The sequence below is a fragment of the Pantoea allii genome (genome assembly GCF_002307475.1).
Classification (GTDB): Bacteria; Pseudomonadota; Gammaproteobacteria; order Enterobacterales; family Enterobacteriaceae; genus Pantoea; species Pantoea allii.
On the sequence record NZ_NTMH01000054.1, the window covers coordinates 144,506 to 163,796 of the forward strand.

Annotated in this window: 18 protein-coding genes; 8 read left to right on the forward strand and 10 right to left on the reverse strand. The window is 55.9% G+C overall.

Features of this window, described 5'->3' with window-relative positions:
• Window positions 1–78 precede the first annotated feature (78 nt).
• The 4 genes from purC (at window position 79) to ypfH (ending at window position 4,501) form a co-directional block, all read left to right on the forward strand.
• Entirely contained in the window at window positions 79–792 is a 714-nt protein-coding gene (gene purC / locus CMR03_RS23815) for a phosphoribosylaminoimidazolesuccinocarboxamide synthase (RefSeq protein WP_063880523.1), read from the forward strand.
• Window positions 793–922: 130 nt separating this feature from the next.
• Window positions 923–1,783, forward strand: coding sequence for a KPN_02809 family neutral zinc metallopeptidase (ypfJ, locus tag CMR03_RS23820; RefSeq protein WP_096012846.1), 861 nt, complete (start codon window positions 923–925; stop codon window positions 1,781–1,783).
• On the forward strand, window positions 1,780–3,747 hold the full coding sequence (locus CMR03_RS23825; protein ID WP_096012847.1) for a tRNA(Met) cytidine acetyltransferase TmcA: 1,968 nt from the start codon (window positions 1,780–1,782) through the stop codon (window positions 3,745–3,747). The genes ypfJ and CMR03_RS23825 overlap by 4 nt, the downstream gene beginning before the upstream one ends.
• Window positions 3,748–3,820: 73 nt before the next feature.
• A complete protein-coding gene (ypfH, locus tag CMR03_RS23830) occupies window positions 3,821–4,501 on the forward strand; it encodes an esterase (RefSeq protein ID WP_096012848.1) in 681 nt (226 codons plus the stop codon).
• Between the two features lie 35 nt (window positions 4,502–4,536).
• Here ypfH and CMR03_RS23835 read toward each other — a convergent pair whose 3' ends face one another.
• From CMR03_RS23835 to CMR03_RS23845, 3 genes are read right to left on the reverse strand one after another with little or no spacing between them, the layout of a single operon-like run.
• On the reverse strand, window positions 4,537–4,722 hold the full coding sequence (locus tag CMR03_RS23835; protein ID WP_047715355.1) for a YpfN family protein: 186 nt from the start codon (window positions 4,720–4,722) through the stop codon (window positions 4,537–4,539).
• A gap of 22 nt (window positions 4,723–4,744) precedes the next feature.
• On the reverse strand, window positions 4,745–5,872 hold the full coding sequence (gene dapE / locus CMR03_RS23840) for a succinyl-diaminopimelate desuccinylase (protein WP_063880518.1): 1,128 nt from the start codon (window positions 5,870–5,872) through the stop codon (window positions 4,745–4,747).
• Between the two features lies 1 nt (window position 5,873).
• Entirely contained in the window at window positions 5,874–6,242 is a 369-nt protein-coding gene (locus CMR03_RS23845) for an ArsC family reductase (protein ID WP_063880517.1), read from the reverse strand.
• Between the two features lie 386 nt (window positions 6,243–6,628).
• Between CMR03_RS23845 and ypfM the strand changes: the two genes are divergently transcribed.
• A complete protein-coding gene (ypfM, locus tag CMR03_RS25955; RefSeq protein WP_139015967.1) occupies window positions 6,629–6,691 on the forward strand; it encodes a protein YpfM in 63 nt (20 codons plus the stop codon).
• Between the two features lie 125 nt (window positions 6,692–6,816).
• Here the strand turns inward: ypfM and acrD are convergent, their stop codons facing one another.
• The 3 genes from acrD to narQ form a co-directional block, all read right to left on the reverse strand.
• Entirely contained in the window at window positions 6,817–9,933 is a 3,117-nt protein-coding gene (acrD, locus tag CMR03_RS23855; protein WP_096012849.1) for a multidrug efflux RND transporter permease AcrD, read from the reverse strand.
• A 164-nt stretch (window positions 9,934–10,097) separates the two neighbouring features.
• Entirely contained in the window at window positions 10,098–10,730 is a 633-nt protein-coding gene (locus CMR03_RS23860; protein ID WP_063880515.1) for a response regulator, read from the reverse strand.
• A 193-nt stretch (window positions 10,731–10,923) separates the two neighbouring features.
• On the reverse strand, window positions 10,924–12,612 hold the full coding sequence (gene narQ, locus CMR03_RS23865; protein ID WP_063880514.1) for a nitrate/nitrite two-component system sensor histidine kinase NarQ: 1,689 nt from the start codon (window positions 12,610–12,612) through the stop codon (window positions 10,924–10,926).
• 249 nt (window positions 12,613–12,861) lie between these two features.
• On the opposite strand from narQ, the gene CMR03_RS23870 reads away from it, so the two are divergent.
• The 3 genes from CMR03_RS23870 to nudK all read left to right on the forward strand — a co-directional run bounded on the left by CMR03_RS23870 (window position 12,862) and on the right by nudK (window position 15,641).
• Window positions 12,862–13,137, forward strand: coding sequence for a YdgH/BhsA/McbA family protein (locus CMR03_RS23870; protein ID WP_063880513.1), 276 nt, complete (start codon window positions 12,862–12,864; stop codon window positions 13,135–13,137).
• 273 nt (window positions 13,138–13,410) lie between these two features.
• Window positions 13,411–14,883, forward strand: coding sequence for an L-asparagine permease (gene ansP / locus CMR03_RS23875; protein WP_028725129.1), 1,473 nt, complete (start codon window positions 13,411–13,413; stop codon window positions 14,881–14,883).
• 179 nt (window positions 14,884–15,062) lie between these two features.
• Complete coding sequence (gene nudK / locus CMR03_RS23880) at window positions 15,063–15,641, forward strand: GDP-mannose pyrophosphatase NudK (RefSeq protein ID WP_063880511.1); 579 nt, start codon at window positions 15,063–15,065, stop codon at window positions 15,639–15,641.
• 44 nt (window positions 15,642–15,685) lie between these two features.
• Here the strand turns inward: nudK and CMR03_RS23885 are convergent, their stop codons facing one another.
• Genes CMR03_RS23885 through CMR03_RS23900 form a run of 4 tightly spaced genes read right to left on the reverse strand, consistent with a single transcriptional unit; the run spans window position 15,686 to window position 19,279 of the window.
• A complete protein-coding gene (locus CMR03_RS23885; protein WP_096012850.1) occupies window positions 15,686–16,645 on the reverse strand; it encodes a ribokinase in 960 nt (319 codons plus the stop codon).
• Complete coding sequence (alsK, locus tag CMR03_RS23890) at window positions 16,642–17,538, reverse strand: allose kinase (protein ID WP_096012851.1); 897 nt, start codon at window positions 17,536–17,538, stop codon at window positions 16,642–16,644. The genes CMR03_RS23885 and alsK overlap by 4 nt, the downstream gene beginning before the upstream one ends.
• Window positions 17,535–18,227: a D-allulose 6-phosphate 3-epimerase gene (gene alsE / locus CMR03_RS23895; RefSeq protein WP_063880508.1), complete on the reverse strand. Its 693-nt coding sequence runs from the start codon at window positions 18,225–18,227 to the stop codon at window positions 17,535–17,537. The genes alsK and alsE overlap by 4 nt, the downstream gene beginning before the upstream one ends.
• Window positions 18,227–19,279: an ABC transporter permease gene (locus CMR03_RS23900; RefSeq protein ID WP_096012852.1), complete on the reverse strand. Its 1,053-nt coding sequence runs from the start codon at window positions 19,277–19,279 to the stop codon at window positions 18,227–18,229. Before CMR03_RS23900 ends, alsE begins: the two co-directional genes overlap by 1 nt.
• Window positions 19,280–19,291: the final 12 nt, after the last annotated feature.

The following is a 19,291-nucleotide window of genomic DNA, read 5'->3' on the forward strand; positions in this document are numbered from 1 at the left end:
GGTAATCGATTGCGTCACGGCAATCAACGCAAATAGTCTGCCTCAGAACCGGATCTTTCATGTTTGGAGTTAAATAAGATGCAAAAGCGAGCTGAGTTGTATCGCGGTAAAGCGAAAACCGTATACAGCACCGATAACCCGGATCTGCTGATACTTGAATTCCGCAACGATACATCAGCCGGTGACGGCGCCCGCATTGAGCAGTTTGATCGCAAAGGCATGGTAAACAACAAGTTCAACCATTTCATCATGACGAAGCTGCAGGAAGCGGGCATTCCGACGCAGATGGAAGCCCTGCTGTCAGATAACGAAGCGCTGGTGAAAAAGCTGGACATGGTCCCGGTTGAGTGTGTGGTCCGTAACCGTGCGGCAGGTTCGCTGGTCAAGCGTCTTGGTGTTGAAGAGGGCATGGTGCTGAACCCGCCGCTGTTCGACCTGTTCCTGAAGGACGATGCTAAACACGATCCTATGGTCAACGAATCCTACTGTGAAACCTTTGGCTGGGTGAGCAAAGAGAATCTGGCACGTATGCGTGAGCTGACCTACAAAGCGAACGACGTACTGAGCAAAATGTTTGATGATGCGGGTCTGATCCTGGTGGACTTCAAGTTGGAGTTTGGCCTGTTCAACGGTGAAGTTGTGCTGGGTGACGAATTTTCACCCGATGGCGCGCGTCTGTGGGACAAAGAAACCCTGGATAAAATGGATAAAGACCGCTTCCGTCAGAGCCTGGGTGGCCTGATTGAAGCTTATGAAGCGGTAGCCCGGCGTCTGGGTGTCAAACTCGACTGAATAAAACTCAGTGAATCAATGAAAGGAGAGCCCCGGCTCTCCTTTTTTCATTTTGGCGTAAAGCTGGTGATTGCTCCGTCACGCATCTAAAATCATGCCATCAGAGTTAACCTGCCACAGGGAGCAAAACATGCGCTGGCAAGGACGTCGCGAAAGCGACAATGTAGAAGATCGCCGTAATCAGTCATCGGGCAACCGGGGAGGCCGTATTCCTCTGCCGCGCGGCAAAGCGGGCATTATCATGCTGATTCTGGTCGCGGTGGCGGGGTATTACGGTTATGACCTGACGCCACTGTTCACTGGAGGCGAGGGCGCGTCGGTGAGCCAGCAGCAGCGCACTACTAACCCGAATCAGGACGAGGCAGCGAAGTTCACCTCGGTGATGCTGGCGACGACCGAAGATACCTGGGATAAGTTATTCAAACAGATGAACAAACAGTATACGCCGCCGAAGCTGGTGATGTATCGCGGGGCCACGCGCACCGGCTGTGGGACCGGGCAGTCTGTTATGGGGCCTTTTTATTGCCCGGCAGACCAGACTGTCTATATCGACCTGTCCTTCTATGACGATATGAAAACCAAACTGGGGGCAGGCGGAGACTTTGCGCAGGGCTATGTGATTGCACATGAAGTCGGCCACCACGTGCAGAAGTTACTGGGCATTGAACCCCGGGTCCGTCAGATGCAGCAGGGGGCCAGCCAGACCCAGATAAACCAGCTGTCCGTAAAAATGGAGCTACAGGCCGACTGCTTTGCCGGCGTCTGGGGCCACTATATGGAGCAGGAAAAAATCCTCGACGTCGGGGACTTACAGGAAGCGTTAAACGCCGCCGAAGCCATTGGTGACGATCGCCTGCAGCAGAAAAGTCAGGGTCGGGTCGTCCCGGACAGCTTTACGCACGGCACCTCGGAGCAGCGTTATACCTGGTTCAAACGCGGATTCGACAGCGGTAACCCCGGCCAGTGCGATACCTTTGCTAATAAAGGATGAACCTGAAAGCAGTGACCTGTGCCATGCAGGCCGCCGGTATTCGGCGATTAGCCGTCATCAGCGGGGAAGCCCGCTGGTGCCAGGAGACGGCAATCGCCTGGTGCCAGACGCTGGAAGGCGACATGCTGTGGCTGAGCGATAACGCGCCAGATGTGGGCACGCACTGTCCGACTGCCGCCTTTCGTACGCTGCTGGGGCGCGAGTTCCATCATGCCGTTTTCGATGCCCGATATGGCTTTCATGCCGAGGCGCTGGCGGCGCTGGCAGGAACGCTGACGGCCGGTAGCTGGCTGCTGCTGTTAGTGCCCGAATGGACGCGTTGGGCGCAGCAGCCCGATGCTGACAGCCTGCGTTGGGCGGATGTCAGCGAGCCGATTGCCACGCCAAACTTTGTCCATCATCTGCAATACCTGATTGAAAATGACGAGCAGGTGCTGTTACACCAGCCGCCGCAGCCGCTCCGGTTGCCCAACTGGACGCCACGGCCCGCCTGGCATTGTCAGGCGGCTTTTCAGCAGCAGGCGATTTTGCGCGAGCTGGCTTGTTTCTCTGCGGGCGTGGCGGTGATCACAGCGGCACGTGGCAGAGGAAAGTCGGCGCTGGCAGGCATGCTGGCCCGGCAGAACACGCGTTGCCTGATCACCGCACCCGCAAAAATCACCACGACAGTGTTAGCGTCCTTCGCCGGGGATCATTACCGGTTTATGGCACCTGATGCGATTCTGGCCCTGCCCACATTGCCTGACGTTGACTGGCTCATCGTGGATGAAGCCGCCGCCATTCCGGCACCGCTACTTCATGCGCTGGTGGCGCGGTTTCCGCGCGTGTTGCTGGTAACGACGATTCAGGGTTATGAAGGCAGCGGTCGTGGCTTTATGCTGAAGTTCTGTGCGGAGATTGAGCAGGTACGCCATTTTACCCTGGACGAACCGCTGCGCTGGGCGCGCCATGACCCGCTGGAACACTGGCTTAACCAGGCGCTGCTGTTCGAGGATGCGCCCGAAACAGCGGGAACGGGTGAGCTATCGCCCCGGCGAGTCGAAGGCTCTGATATTGCTGCCCAGCAGGCGGCTTATCAACTGCTCACCCGTGCGCATTACCGCACCTCACCGCTGGATCTGCGTCGCCTGCTGGATGCACCGGGAATGCATCTCTGGCTGGCGGGCGATGTTCCGGCGCTGCAGGGGGCGCTATGGTTGGTGGAAGAGGGCGGACTGACAAATGAATTAGCGCAGGCCGTCTGGGCGGGCCACAGGCGGCCTCGCGGTAACTTAGTTGCGCAGTCGCTGGCGGCGCACGCGGGATTCACCGACGCCGCCACGCTTCGCGCCTTACGCATCAGCCGGATTGCCGTCGCCGCGTCTTCCCGCCGTCAGGGAACCGGAAAGCAACTGGTTGCGTCCGCCAGTGCAGATTCCGCCGGATACGACTACCTCTCCGTCAGCTTTGGCTACACTGACGATCTCTGGGCGTTCTGGCAAGCCTGCGGTTTTACGCTGGCACGCATCGGCAGTCAGCGCGAAGCCAGCAGCGGCTGCTACGCCGCGATGGCCTTACGGGGGCTGACGCCCGCCGGAAAACAGCTGCAGCAGAAGGCGAGCCAGCAACTGGCTCGCGACTGGCCACTGCTGAGATCACATATTCAGTTGGACCTGCCATTACCTGAGGCTTGTGATCAGGATTTTACCCCGCACGATGCCTGGCTGGCAGCCGGTTTTGCCTGGGCGCAGCGCCCACTGGAGGCAAGCCTGGCGGTTCTCCAGCGGCTGGTTGATATCAGCCAGCAGCCTTTGCCGTTACTCCGGCAGGCGGTCAGCGCCAACATCAGTCTGGCTGAACTGGCGCAGGCGGCACGGATCAACGGACGCAAGGCGCTGATTATGGCGTTACGCGCTGAAGCCGCCGGGGCACTGCTGGCGTTACCTGACAGGGATGGCGAAGCCTTGCGCAGGCAATTGCAATAAATCCACCAAGTCGTTCAAATATTCCCAATATCATCCTGCGCCCGGGAGCGTAGAGTAGTAGCAGGAGGTCGATATGACACTGAGATACGTAATTGTTCAGCAGCCTGCAAGGGCTGCCCAGCTGTTTCTGCTTTATCACGGCGTTGGTGATAATCCCGACGCCATGGCCGAAATTGGTAGCTGGTTTGCTAAAACCTTTCCTGCGGCGCTGGTGGTGTCGGTGGGATCGCCAGGCCCTGGCGGTCAGTGGTTTAAGGAAGCCGGACTGCATGATAAAAGCGAGCAGGCCTGTGTTGACACCAGCATGCCGCAATTTGTGGCGTCGGTTCGCCACTGGCAGCAGCAAAGCGGCGTGAATCCCGAAGCCACCGCGCTGGTGGGCTTTTCACAGGGTGCCAGTATGGTGCTGGAAGGCATCAAAGCCCACGACGATCTGGCTGGTCGGGCGATTGTCTTTAGTGGCCGCTTTGTCACGCTACCGGAAAAAGCCAGCACGCGTACGACTGTGCATCTGATTCACGGTGATGAGGATGAGAACATTCCGCTGGCACAGGCGCAGCAGGCTGAACAGCGTTTAAGGCTGCTCGGCGGTGACGTGACGCTAAATATTGTGGAAGATCTGGCGCATGCCATCGATCAGCGCAGTATGCATTTTGCCCTGCATCATCTGCAGTACACGGTGCCGAAACGCTATTTTGATGAGGCGCTGGGCGGCGGAAAACCCGGCAGTGATGATGTCATTATGACGATGTAATCGTGCGCCCTCACACAGGCGAGGGCGCGAAGCGGTTATTTCTTTTTCGGCCAGTCGTCGTCGTCCCACTTATCGTTAAAATCACGGTGTGGCGGGAGATCAGGCTTGTTATCCATAAACTTTTTGTGATCGATGCGTTTCAGATCTTTATAAACGTTCATTAACACACCTACCATCAGCAGGATCACCAGTATCCACCAATAATCTTTAATAAACTCCATAGGCCCGCTCCTTCCCTCGCTGTCAGGCGATCAATTGTTCCATGATGCGTTGGTACATTCGGCTCAGCATTTGTAAATCGGATGCTTTAACGCATTCGTTGATTTTGTGAATTGTGGCATTCACCGGGCCCAGTTCCACCACCTGAGAGCCCATTCGAGCAATAAAACGTCCGTCAGAGGTTCCACCAGAAGTCTGTAACTGCGGCTTAATTTCATTATAGTGCGTTACGGCGTTTATTACGGCATCAACCAGTTTGCCGCGTGATGTCAGGAAGGGCTGACCGGAAAGTTTCCACTCGATGGTATAGCGCAACTGATGGCGATCCAGCAGTTCTGCCACGCGCTGCTGAATCATGCTGTCAGTGAGTTCGGTACTGAAACGGAAGTTGAACTGGACAAACAGCTCGCCGGGAATCACGTTGTTGCTGCCGGTGCCAGCCTGAACGTTGGCGATCTGCATGCTGGTGGCAGGGAAGAAGGCATTGCCCTGATCCCATTCGGTGGCTACCAGCTCATTGAGTGCGGGCAGAGCACGGTGCACCGGGTTATCAGCAAGCTGAGGATAGGCCACATGGCCCTGCACGCCATGCACGGTAAGGTTAGCGGTAATCGAGCCACGACGGCCATTTTTCACGACGTCACCCACGACTTCGCTGCTGGAAGGTTCCCCGACCAGACAGTAATCCAGACGCTCGTTACGTGCCATCAGGCGCTCAACGACTTTTACCGTACCGTTTGCGCCACTGGCTTCTTCGTCAGACGTAATCAAAAAGGCCAGGCGTCCTTTGTGATGAGGATGAACCGCGACGAAGCGCTCGGCGGCAACGACCATGGCGGCCAGCGACCCTTTCATATCGGCGGCACCGCGACCAAACAGCATGCCGTCACGGATGGTGGGCTCAAACGGCGGATTGATCCAGCGGCTGGCATCGCCAGGCGGCACGATATCGGTGTGGCCGGCAAACGCCAGGGTTTCGCCTTCACCGCGCGTGGCCCAGAAATTCAGGGTATCGTTGATGTTCATGGTTTCGATATGGAAACCAATCGCTTCCAGACGCGCAATCAGCAGCGCCTGACATCCGGCGTCATCGGGGCTGAGAGAAGGACGACGAATAAGCTGCTGCGTCAGCTCAATGACCGGACAAAACATATTATGACTTCTCCTGAAGCAGGTTCTGGTAAAGGGATTCACTGAAGCCGAGCAGCAAAGCGCCGTCGGGCGCGCGCAGGACAGGGCGCTTGATGATGGCGGGCTGGTCCAGCATCAGCGCTTTGGCACTCCCGGCATCCGTAATGGCCTCACGCTCTGCCTCGGGTAGCTTACGCCAGGTTGTGCCGCGCGTGTTGAGCAGGTCCTGATAGCCCAGCACGTCGATAAACTGCTGCAACTGGTCACCGGTCAGGCCGTCAGCACGGTAATCGTGGAAACGATAGTCCACGCCCGCCGCCTCTAAAAAGCGACGCGCTTTTTTAATCGTGTCGCAATTCTTAATCCCAAACATGACCCACTGCGCGCTCATCGTCTGCTCCTGTCATTAAAATCAGCTCGGCAGTTTACCATAGTGTGATCTGATGCATCATCCGCCCGATGGCGTCTGGGTGGAATAAATTGCGCCAATACAGAGGTTTCCCGCCTGTAGGTAAACGGTTTCAGTTTTGCCTCTAATAATTACGTGGTTTATCAATTCCGAATTAAGAATTTCCTTAATTACGCTTTTTAGGCTACGTCCTGGTCAAAACCGCATTAAAACCTGTCAGGTTAAGCCTTTGCTGAAATGTGCGTCAGCCAGCAAATCAGAAAAGACTCAGCCTTTTGGCGCCTTTGCCGATAGTAATAACAGGTGTAAACGTATTCACCAGGCGAAAAAAAAGGCGTAATATTGCCACTACAATAAGAGAGGGTTCTATGATTGACACCGAAATGGGGAACTGGAAAGAATTCATCGAAGCGATGTTACGCAATAAGTAACACGCGAGGAGAAAAGCAGGGCAATTTCCCCTCTGCTGTAATTCTTACCACACACAGAAATAAAACGGCCGCTGTTTTCAGAGGCCGTTTTTTTTTGCCTGTTCATTGTGAAAACAGGCGGCAGCTCAGTCCTGATGTTTCTCTTTGAGTGGGAAGCGGCGACGCACCAGAACAAAGAACAGCGGGACGAACAGGATGGCTAACAGGGTGGCGGAAATCATACCGCCCATGACGCCCGTTCCCACCGAGTGCTGGCTGCCCGATCCCGCACCGCTGCTGATCGCCATCGGCATCACACCAAAGATAAAGGCCAGTGAGGTCATCAGGATCGGCCGCAGGCGTTGACGTGAGGCCGCCAGCGTCGATTCAATCAGTTCTCCGCCTTTGCTGTTAAGCTCGTTGGCAAATTCTACGATCAGTATTGCGTTCTTAGCCGATAACCCCACGACGGTCAGCAGACCGACCTGGAAATAGACATCGTTCTCCAGTCCTCGCGTCCAGGTGGCAATCAGAGCACCAAGAACGCCAAGCGGGACGACAAGCATCACCGAGAAGGGAATCGACCAGCTCTCATACAGTGCCGCCAGGCAGAGAAACACGACCAGCAGAGAAACGGCATAGAGTGCGGGAGCCTGAGAGCCGGATAACCGCTCCTGATACGACGCACCCGTCCACTGGAAACCGACGCCCAGCGGCAGGGCGTTGACCAGTTTTTCCATCTCGTCCATCGCGGCACCGCTACTCACGCCCTGCGCGGCTTCCCCGACGATTTCCAGTGAGGAGTAGCCGTTATAACGTTCCAGACGCGGTGAACCCGTTTCCCAGCGGCTGGTGGCAAACGCAGAGAAGGGCACCATCGTGCCGCTGCTGTTGCGCACGTACCATTTATTGACATCATCCGGCAGCATGCGGTACGGGGCTTCCGCCTGAACGTAAACTTTTTTCACCCGGCCGCGATCCAGGAAGTCGTTAACGTAGTTGGAACCCCAGGCGGTGGTCAGCGTGTCGTTAATGGTATCCAGTGACACGCCAAGTGCCTGTGCTTTGCGCTCATCAATATCGATTTGCAACTGCGGGCTGTCGTCCAGACCATTGTGGCGCACGCGAGACAGGAGTTTGTCTTTGCTGGCCCTGTCCAGCAGCGTGTCACGCATCGCCATTAACTTGTCATGACCAATACCGGCATGATCCTGTAATTCCAGGTCAAAGCCGGATGAGCTGCCCAGCCCGGTGATTGCCGGTGGACTGCTGGCAATCACGACGGCTTCATTGATGTGTTTAAACGCTTTACCGGCGCGTTCAATAATGGCAAATGAGGTGCGATCGGCACCAGGCCTGTCATCCCAGTCTTTCAAACGGATAAACAGACGCGCCACGTTCTGCCCGTTACCGCCCGGCCCGGAACCGATGGTTGAGAAGACCGACAGAACATTGTCTTTCTCTTTGGTCAGGTAATATTTTTCAACTTTTGCCACTACCGCTGAGGTTTGATCCATGCTGGAACCGGCAGGAAGCTGTACCTGGGTCATGATCATGCCGCGATCTTCCTGCGGCAAAAAAGAGGAGGGCAGATGAAGAAACAGGTACGCCATGATGCCAATAATCGCCAGATACAGCAGCAGCCAGCGCCCGCCGGTGCGCAGGATACTGGCGACACCGCGTTCATAGCGGTCGGCGTTGCGGTTAAAATGGTAGTTAAACCAACGGAAAAACCCACGCTGACCGTGATGCTCCCCTTTGGCGATGGGCTTGAGCAGCGTGGCACAGAGCGCGGGCGTCAGGATCATCGCCACCAGCACTGACAGGATCATGGCGGAGACGATGGTGATGGAGAACTGACGGTAGATCGCCCCCACGGTGCCGCCAAAAAAGGCCATGGGGATGAACACGGCTGACAGCACCAGCGCAATGCCCACCAGTGCGCCCTGAATCTGACCCATGGATTTGCGGGTGGCCGCGCGGGGCGACAGCCCTTCCTCGCTCATGATTCGCTCAACGTTCTCGACCACCACGATGGCATCATCCACCAGCAAACCGATAGCCAGCACCATGGCAAACATGGTCAGAGTGTTAATACTGTATCCGAAGGCATAGATAACGCAGAAGGTGCCAAACAGCACCACCGGCACGGCGATAGTGGGGATTAACGTGGCACGGAAGTTCTGCATAAACAGGTACATCACGCCAAACACCAGCAGGATGGCCTCCAGCAGTGTTTTCACGACATCCGTAATAGAGGCTTTAACAAAAGGCGTGGTTTCATAGGCGATTTTGGCCTCCAGCCCATGTGGAAAATACTGTGACAGCTCATCCAGACGAGCACGCACCAGTTTATCGGTGTTCATCTCGTTCGCGCCGGACGCCAGTTTTACACCCAGTCCGGACGCGGCCTGGCCGTTGTAGCGGCTGAGATAATCATATTTTTCTGCACCCAGCGCCACATCAGCCACATCACCCAGGGTGACGACCGACCCGTCAGGATTGTTCTTCAGAGTAATCGCCTTAAACTGCTCGGGTGTTTGCAACATCGACTGCGCATTGACCGTGGCGTTTAGCGCCTGTTTTTTGACGGCGGGCAGGCCACCGACCTGGCCGACGGCGACCTGGGCGTTCTGAGATTTAATGGCGTTAACCACATCATCTGTGGTCAGAGAATAGGCGGTCAGTTTGTAGGGATCGAGCCAGATACGCATCGCATATTGCGTGCCGTAGGCGTCCACTTCGCCCACGCCGTCAATACGACTCAGCGGGTCCTGAATATTACTGGCGACGTAATCGGCAATATCCTGCTTGTCCATGCTGCCATCGGTCGAGACAAAGGCCACCATCAGAATATTGCTGTCGCCGGTTTTGTTTACCGTGACGCCTTGCGACTGCACGGCCTGAGGCAGCTTGCGTAGCGCTGCCTGCAACTGATTCTGCACCTGCTGGCGCGCTTCGTCTGGATTGGTCCCGGCGGTAAAAGTCAGGGTAATTTGTGCCTGTCCGGTATTGCTACTGTTGGAGGACATATACATCAGGTTATCGATGCCGGTCATGTTTTGTTCGATAACCTGAGTTACGGTATTCTCCAGCGTTTGTGCCGACGCGCCAGGGTAGGTGGCGGTGATACGCACGTTTGGGGGAGCCAGGTCAGGATACTGTTCAACAGGAAGCGAAATAATGGAAAGCGTGCCGCAAAGGCACAGCAAAATTGCCAAAACCCAGGCAAAAATAGGGCGGTCGATAAAGAAATTCGACATTGAATCGACACTCCTCACTGCTTTTATTATTAATATGAGCGATACAGCGCATGATGCACAAAAAATCCACGCAAACCACGCACGGGTAGGAGTCTACTTTACGTGCGGGGTCGGGTTGAAAAGTGGAGAAATTATAGAGAATGTGTAAATTTGCGCGTTTTTTATCAACTGTTTCGACGTTCAATCCACATAATTGTTGCAGCAACGCGTGAACGCACATCCAGTTTGCGCAGGACGTTACGAATATGCACCTTCACCGTTTCTTCCGAAATATGCAGCGCATTCGCGACTTCTTTATTTGACAGTCCTCGCGCCACTTCCTGCATCACCCCGCGTTCGCGTTCGGTCAGCAAACGGAAAGGATCGTCGCTGTTATGCCGCGTAGCAAGATAGTGCTTCACCGCGTCGCTAAACACCTTCTCACCCTGCGAGGCCTGCATAATCTGGCCGAGCAAGATTTCGGGTTCGCTGTCTTTGAGTAAATATCCGTCTGCGCCCGCATCCACCAGGGCATAAATATCACTGCGCGCATCAGAGACGGTCAGTACCAGAATACGTGAGCTAATGCCTTCGTGGCGCAGTGCTTTCAACGTATCAAGGCCCGACATGCCTTTCATATTCAGATCGAGCAGGATGACATCCGGTGTCAGGCGGCGGGCTTCCGCCAGCGCTTCGGTGCCGTTACTGGCCTCCGCGACGACCTGTAGCTGCGGTTCCAGCGCCAGTAACTGGCGAATGCCACGGCGCATGAGTGGATGGTCATCCACTATCATGATGGTTAAAGCAGGTTGTTCCATGTTATCTCCCTGTCCCCTGGCATTACTGGCTTGCGGTATGGGCAGTACGTATGATCGGTTTTCCAGACTGCGCCTGAACGTTCAGGCGCAGGATGTTCATTGTACGGGGCAATCTCGTCTTCGTCTGTTGATCTGCCACATCCTGCATGATTATTGCGGCGTGGGTAAAATGCAAAACGGTGCGGTTGTGGCGTTATTCAATCTGCTGAGCCAGGCGCGGGGGAAAGCGCAGTGCGACGCGCGTGCCCCGTTGCAGTGCTGTAATCTGCAAAGACCCTGCCAGCCGTTCAGCACGTTCGGTCATCGTGGTTAAACCATAATGGCCGGGCGGCTCTTCCGTGCTGCCGATACCGATGCCGTCATCCGTCACGGTCAGGACATGTTCACCTTTCTCCGTGTGCTGGTAGTCGATAATAATCACCTGAGCACTGGCATGGCGAATCGCATTTAACAGCGCCTCTCGGGCGATCTGTAAGACGTGGACCTGTTGCTGGGCATCCAGGTCCTGAAGGCCTGGCTGGCAGGTGAACTGGATCTCGGCCGCGGACTGTTCCTGTAAGGAGGCGATCATGGCTTGCAGGGCCGCCACCAGATCTGATTTTTCAATGGTTAAGCGGAAGGTGGCAAGCAGCTCGCGCAGCTGGCGGTAAGCCTCTGCCAGCGCCCGATCAAATTCAGCAATGATGTCGTGTGCGGCGCGATCGCCAGCATCGACGGTGCGCCGCAGCAGCGTCAGTTGAATTCGCAGGTAGGTTAACGCCTGGGCCAGCGAATCATGCAGCTCACGTGCAATCGTAGCGCGCTCTTCAAGCAGCAGCATCTGCTGATGCTGTTTTTGGGTCTGCCAGATCCAGAGTGACCGCCCCAGCATGGCGGCCAGGCTTCGCATTAATGCCTCCGGCGGCGTTGTGACGGTCGTTTGCCAGCGCAGCGTGCCAATGGGTTGACCGTCCTGCTGCAAGGGTAAATGATGCCAGGCGTACGAAGCATCGATCTGGCCCGACGCAAACATAAACGACTCGCCTTCCAGCCGGATAAACGCAAGGTTTTCCCTGGCGCGCACGTTGGCTAACACGTTGTCGAAAAGGGCAGGGTGCAACGGGCCGCGGGTCAAAATCTGTGAACTCTCATACAGCAACGACAGCGTATGGTTCGCCTGGGTGAGATCCCGGGTTTTGTCGCGTACCCGCTGCTCCAGTATCTGATAGTGAGACTGTAACTGTGCGGCCATACTGCTGAACGTGTGTGACAGCACCTTGAGCTCATTCTGCTGCTGGACATGCAGTGGCGGAAAGGCAAAATTACCGCTTTCCACATACCGGCTGGCCGTGACCAGCGCATTCAGCGGCTTAACCACCTGCTGGCGGGTAAAGCGGATTGTCATCAGCGCCAGGGCTACAATCGCCACCACGCCTGTCAGACTACTGACCGCCACCACCCGCATTTTCAGTTCTGCATAACGCTGCAGTTCCAGAACAAAGCGGTCAATTTCTCCGACGTAAGCAGGCATTTGTTGCCGCCAGGCCTGCGCTGCGTTGTCATGAAGATGCTGAGCCAAAACGGGCCAGCCCGCACGCAAACGCTGATAGTGGTCAATCACTTTGCGTGGCACCCAGGGACGGTCGAGCTGCTGTAAAACGGAAGCATCAAGGGTTTGCTGGAACTGCACCAGATGATTCGCCAGCAGCTGTGGCTCCAGTCTGGCATCCCAGGCCAGCCGGTAACTCTGCATCCGCAGTGAGCCCGCCAGGTTAATGGCTTCCGCGTCGCGCAGGCTGCTGGACAGCGTGAGCAGCGCCAGACCGGTAGTCAGTAAAGCCAGCAACACAATCAAGGTTAAAGACTGCGCAATACTTCTGGTAACAGAGCGTTTAACAATCACGGCAATAACCCCTTTAATGGCAGGGAATTATAAAAGAAGTGGCGGGATACGCAAGCGGCTTGTCATGGCATCGCCCAACGCGCGCCGTTCAGTCACTCAATAACCGCAGTTGACGTTTCCCAGGAATCCCGACGTCAGAGCGAACATTACTCGCACAGCTTTACACCTCACAAAGGTTGCCTTTCATTATCTCGGCAATAATCACTACCGTGTTTAACCACAGCGACCAACGCGAGTACAGGAGTATTGATGAAACATTTACCTGCTTACCTCACCGCCGCCGCCCTGTTGGCCACTGCGTCATTCCCGACCTTCGCCGCCACGGCGGTGGATCAACGTGAAGCCCAGAACCTGCAAAAGATTGGCAGCGTCTCTGTCTCCAGCGTGAATGGCTCACTTGATGATGTCACCCGCCAGCTTTCGCAGCAGGCGAAAGCCGAAGGCGCCCGCCATTTCCGAGTTATCGGCGTGGACACACCCGGCGATTCCAGTCTTTGGACCGGCACCGCAGAGATTTACCGCTAAACCCTCTCTTTTTCCATCCCTGTAGTGTTTACCGGCCAGCCAAAGGCCGGTTTTTTTGTGATCTCAGAAAAATTTTTTACAAATCGTCCGACTGATCCCCTCGGTATATTTTGCTTCGATGTTACATAACGGTTAGGATTCATCGCCGTAAATTCCCGCGCCGCTTTTAGTCAACTCACAGGCGGGCGCACAGAGGAAGACAACCCATTTCGCACTGCTAAACGCAATCGTTTGGATGCGCTATGACTTATGGTCAGGACAAACAGGAAGGCTATGAAATCTACTAAGAAATCAGCAGCGGACATGCGCGCTGCGAAACGACGCTGGCTCAATTCCCACGACTCCGGCTATAAGAAAGCCATGGGCAATCGTCACGTACAGATGATTGCTATCGGTGGTGCCATTGGTACGGGTCTGTTTCTGGGCGCAGGCGCCCGTTTACAGGCAGCGGGTCCGGCCTTAGCCATCATTTATCTGGTCTGCGGTATCTTCTCTTTCTTCATCCTGCGTGCACTGGGCGAACTGGTTTTACACCGTCCCAGCAGCGGAAGCTTTGTCTCCTATGCTCGTGAGTTCATGGGCGAGAAAGCCTCTTATGTGGCGGGCTGGATGTACTTTGTTAACTGGGCCATGACCGGGATTGTTGATATCACTGCCGTTGCGCTTTATATGCACTACTGGGGCGCGTTTGGCGATGTGCCGCAGTGGGTGTTCGCCCTGGGCGCACTGGCGATTGTCGGCACCATGAACATGATCGGCGTAAAGTGGTTTGCCGAAATGGAGTTTTGGTTCGCCTTAGTGAAAGTGCTGGCGATTGTGGTGTTTCTGGTGGTCGGTGTGGTGTTTCTCGGCACGGGCAAACCACTGGATGGTAATGCAACGGGTTTCCATCTGATCACGGATAACGGCGGCTTATTCCCGCATGGCCTGTTACCGGCGCTGGTGCTGGTGCAAGGCGTCGTGTTTGCCTTCGCCTCGATAGAACTGGTCGGTACGGCCGCCGGCGAGTGTAAAGATCCTGAAACCATGTTGCCGAAAGCGATCAACAGCGTCATCTGGCGTATTGGTTTGTTCTATGTCGGTTCCGTGGTGCTGTTGGTGATGCTGCTGCCGTGGAATGCCTATCAGGCCGGACAAAGTCCGTTTGTGACCTTCTTCTCTAAGTTAGGCGTGCCTTATATTGGCAGCATCATGAATATCGTGGTGCTCAGTGCGGCATTATCCAGCCTGAACTCCGGTCTCTACTCCACCGGTCGTATCCTGCGTTCCATGTCGATGGGCGGATCTGCACCTAAGTTCATGTCAAAAATGAGCAGCCAGCAGGTTCCGTATGCCGGAATTCTGGTCACCGTGGGTGTCTATATCATCGGCGTGGTGCTTAACTACTACGTGCCGTCACAGGTGTTTGAGATCGTATTAAACGTGGCGTCGCTCGGCATTATCTCGTCGTGGGGCTTTATCGTGCTTTGCCAGTTACGCCTGCGTAAAGCGATCAAAGAAGGCAAAGCGGACGATGTCAGCTTCAAGCTGCCGGGTGCACCTTTTACCTCGTGGCTGACGCTGCTGTTCCTGTTTAGCGTGCTGGTCTTGATGGCGTTCGACTATCCAAATGGAACCTACACTATCGCGTCCATTCCGTTGATCGCGGTGATTCTGGTACTGGGCTGGTTTGGCGTGCGCAAGCGTGTTAATGCCATCGCCGCTACCGAACATGACCACCATGAGCACGACGGCAAATCGTCATAAACATGACCCCATTTGCTGCATAAAATGCCAGCCAGCGTGCTGGCATTTTTTTGCGCTGCACCTGCGTTTTCGGCTCGCCGTTATTGATGATGGCGTGCGGGCGGTGCGCAATTCAGATAGTTTTCTTTGGCTGCACGTCCTATTATCTCTGGCTCCCTTCATATGGCTGCGGAGCGTCCATGTCGTTCAAGATCAACATCATCAAAGATAAGCTGCTGTCAGAGAACTGGTTTGTTCTGCGTAATATCACCTATGAGATTACCGACAACCAGGGCGAAATCGTGCGTCACAAACGCGAAGTTTACGATCGCGGCAATGGTGCCACCATTCTGCTGTATAACCGTGAAAAAAACAGTGTGGTGCTGACGCGCCAGTTCCGCATCGCCACCTATGTTAACGGTAATCAGGACGGTATGTTGATTGAGGCCTGCGCGGGCCTGCTGGATGATGATTCCCCTGAAGATTGCATTCGCAAAGAGGCCATCGAAGAGACCGGTTATGCCGTGGGAGAGGTGGAAAAACTCTACGCGGTTTACATGTCGCCGGGTGGCGTGACCGAGCTGGTGCATTTCTTTGCGGCTGAATATCACGAGTCGCTGCGTGAGAATGCGGGCGGCGGTGTCGACGATGAAGCGATCGACGTGCTGGAAATGGCTTTTCCTGATGCCATGCAGTGGGTGAAAGAAGGGCGGATTCGCGACGGCAAAACCATTATGTTGTTGCAGCATGCGCTTATCGCCGGCTGGCTGACGCTCTGATGATGTGCAGAGCAGATGTGCCTGGCGGCACATCTGCTGCCGGGTTACGCGCAGGCCATGACGTTCCCGGCCACGCATTCGGGATGCGCCTGCAGGCGCGCCAGTGCATCGGCGTAGGAGGGCATAGCGTGGGCGGCGCCGGGTTGTTCGACGCACAGAGAGGCAAACGCCGCCGCAAAGAGCGCGGCCTGCTCCAGAGAAACCCCTGCGGCTAACCGGGCAGCCAGCGCACCGTTAAAGGCATCGCCCGCGCCGGTGGTATCCAGTGGTGTGGCGGGAAAAACAGGAATGTGAAGCAGCTGATGCCCGTCAGACAGTAAGGCACCGGCTGTGCCAAGGGTAATAATCACCTGACGTGCGCCTTTACGGTGAAGCGCCTCGGCGGCCTGCCGGGCACTGGCCATGTCCGTGACCTTCACGCCCGTCAGCAGCATGGCTTCGGTGCTGTTTGGCGTCAGCAGATCGACCTTCGCCAGCAGGGCATCACTGATTTTTTGAAACGGGGCCGGATTGAGGATCACAAAGGTATTTGCTGCGCGTGCGTGATCAATCATGCGCTGAATGGCGCTCAGATTATTTTCCAACTGCACCAGCAGAATGTCCGCCGCCGCAACGGTCGGTTTACAGCGCGTAACCTCTGCGGCTGTCACGGTGAGATTGGCACCCGGATAGACGGAAATCATGTTCTCGGCGTCATTACCGGCTTCGTAAATCAACGCATTTCCGGTGGGTTTGTCTTTGCAGGTGAACAGCGTAATCGCATCAAAACCGGTTTTTTCCAGATGTCGCCGGGCAAAGAGACCAAAGTCGTCGTGTCCTACTTTGCCAATATAGTGCACCCGGGCACCGGCGCGTAGCGCGGCGGTGGCCTGATTAGCCCCTTTGCCTCCTGGCCCCATCATGCTGTGCTGTGCAATTAAGGATTCGCCCGGTAACGGAAAGCGCGTCATGCCTGCCACGATATCCAGGTTGAAGGAGCCAAACACACACACTTTGCCTTTCATTTTTCCCCTCCAAAATAGCGCTCAGCGGCCAGACAGGCACCGCGACAGCCGGTATGATCGGTCGCGTGACTGAAGACGATTTTCAAACCCTGGCGCGTCACGGGTGGACGCAGGTATTGCTGTATGGCACTGCGCAGCCGCGCCAGCGGAAAATCAGCCATCGCCAGCACGCCACCGCCCAGAATCAGGTACTCGGGATCGAGAATATTCATTTCGCTGGCGATCAGCTGGGCCAGGCGCTCGACGAACGCCAGCAGATCGGGGTGATCGCCGTGCAGGGTAAAGAGCTGCGAAATGGCGGTATCGGGCTGCTGTGATGCTGCCCAGCCGCTCAGCCAGTGACCGGATATCAGGGTTTCGGCGCAACCCCGGTTTCCGCACGGGCAGGGCAGATCGTTGTCCGCCAGCGGAATATGGCCTAACTCGCCTGAACCCCCATGATGACCATGATAAAACCGGCCTTCCAGCCACAGGCTGTTCCCCAGACCTGTTCCGGGATACAAGCCCACGGCATTCGCGGGTAGCCTCTCAAGCTGCAGCAGATCCCATAACATCAGGTGGTTCACATCTTTATCCATCGCAACCGGCACGCCAAGCCGCGCACTGAGTTGCGCCACCACGGGTTGCTGATCCAGCGCCTGAATAAAGGGCAAAGAGATCACCTGCTGACGGTCACGGCTGAGAATACCGGGCAAGCCGAGCATCACGCCGTTTACCGGCTGTGTCTCCAGAGTTTCGCCGATCACGTCGCCCAGCGCGGTCAGCGCATCCGGTTGTTGTGACCAGCTGGCGGTCGGCACTTTACGAAAGCCACACCAGTTCCGGCCTTCTTCCATCAACTGCAGGCGCGTACTGGTACCGCCAATGTCAATGCCAAGCCAGCGTCGTTTCATGCCGACTCCTGCACCAGTTCCTGCGCCGCATCAATACTGCTGCGCATCATCGTCCAGGCGGTGGTGAGATCCTCATGTATATTGAACAGACCCGAGGTGCCCACAATCAGCACTTCCGCCCCGGCCTCAAGCAGGGTGCGGTAAGTGCGCTGATTACAGGAACCATCAATCTCAATCAGATAGCGGTAGCCGTGAGCCTGTTTTAACGCCTTGAGTGTCTGAATCTTCTCGACCATTTCCGGAATAAACGGCTGCCCGGCATAACCCGGGTCCACCGTCATCACCGTGATCTTCTCCAGCAGATGAATATAGTGGTGAATAAAGGACACCGGCGTGGCAGGGTTTAATACCACGCCCGGTTTTTTCCCCAGGCTGCGGATCTGGTTGATGACCCGGAAGGCATCACGGTTGATCGTCTCTGCGTGCGGGCAAATAAAGTCAGCCCCCGCTTTGGCCACCGCCTCAATAAAATCAGTAGGCTGCTCAACCATCAAATGCACATCGATAGCCACCGGCGTATGCGGACGGATTTGCTCGATAAAGAACGGTGAGAGGGTGATATTTTTGACGTAGTGACCGTCCATGATATCGACATGCAGGAAGTCGGCGCGGGAGTTCAGCACAGCCAACTGCTGTTTGATCTCCATCAGGTTCATACACATCAATGATGGGGAGATTTGAATACGCATCATACTTCCTTTTTCTCAGTCAGAGGATTCAGTGCCGCGCTCAGGCGCTTGCTGCGCTTCACGTCACGGCGTGCATTCAGTCGGGCTTTGCCCTGTTTCACGGCGAGCACCACAATCAGTACCGCGCCCCACATCGCCAGGCTAACGTGCTGGCTGATATTCATCAGGTTGAAGCCGGTGGAGAGGATCTGCAGTGCAATCAGCGCCAGAACGACACCGGTAACGCGGCCAAAGCCGCCGTTGGGATCGGTGCCGCCAAGAATAATGGCCAGCACGGTCAGTAGCAGATAGGCATCGCCATAACCCATGCGCGCAGAGTTAAAGCGCGCCATCATTACCAGCCCCGCCAGGACACACAGCAGGCTGGAGATGACATAGACGAGGATGATCATGCGGTGTGTGTTGATACCGCTAAACCAGGTGGCATTGATGTTACTGCCGCCCATATAGATGCATTTACCGGCGCGGGTTTTTCCCAGGAACAGCGCCAGTAGGGCGGCGGCCAGTAAAAACACCCACAGCGGCAGCGGAACACCCAGCAACGTATCGGAGCCCAGGGCGCGCACGACCGGCGGCATGCCGCTCACCGCCGCCCCTTTTGTCAGCCAGATGCCGATGCCGTTGAGCGTGATCATGGTCGCGAGCGTCACCAGAATAGGATGCGCGCCGATGCGCGTGACCATCACGCCGGTAATCAGACCGATGAGTGCCGCAATGACTATCGCCCCCAGCATCGCCAGCAGTAACCAGCCCAGTTGCTGGCCGGTTCCCGCGCCGTCCGGCAACATGCTCAGTAGCACCCAGGCGATGAATAAGCTGGTCAGGTTGGCGGTCGTAATAATGGCCAGGTTTAATCCCCCGCTCAGAATGGCAATAAACATCGCCAGAGTAAGCAAGCCCAGCTCAGGCAGTTGAAAGGCCATGCTGAGAAAGGTGGAATCGGTAAAGAAACGACCGGGCAACAGGATGCTGAACAGCGCCAGCGCAAACGCGATGAGCAGCAGCAGGCCGGTATTGGTGCCGTCAGGTTTTAACGTCAATAAAGGTTTCATAGGGGGTTCTCC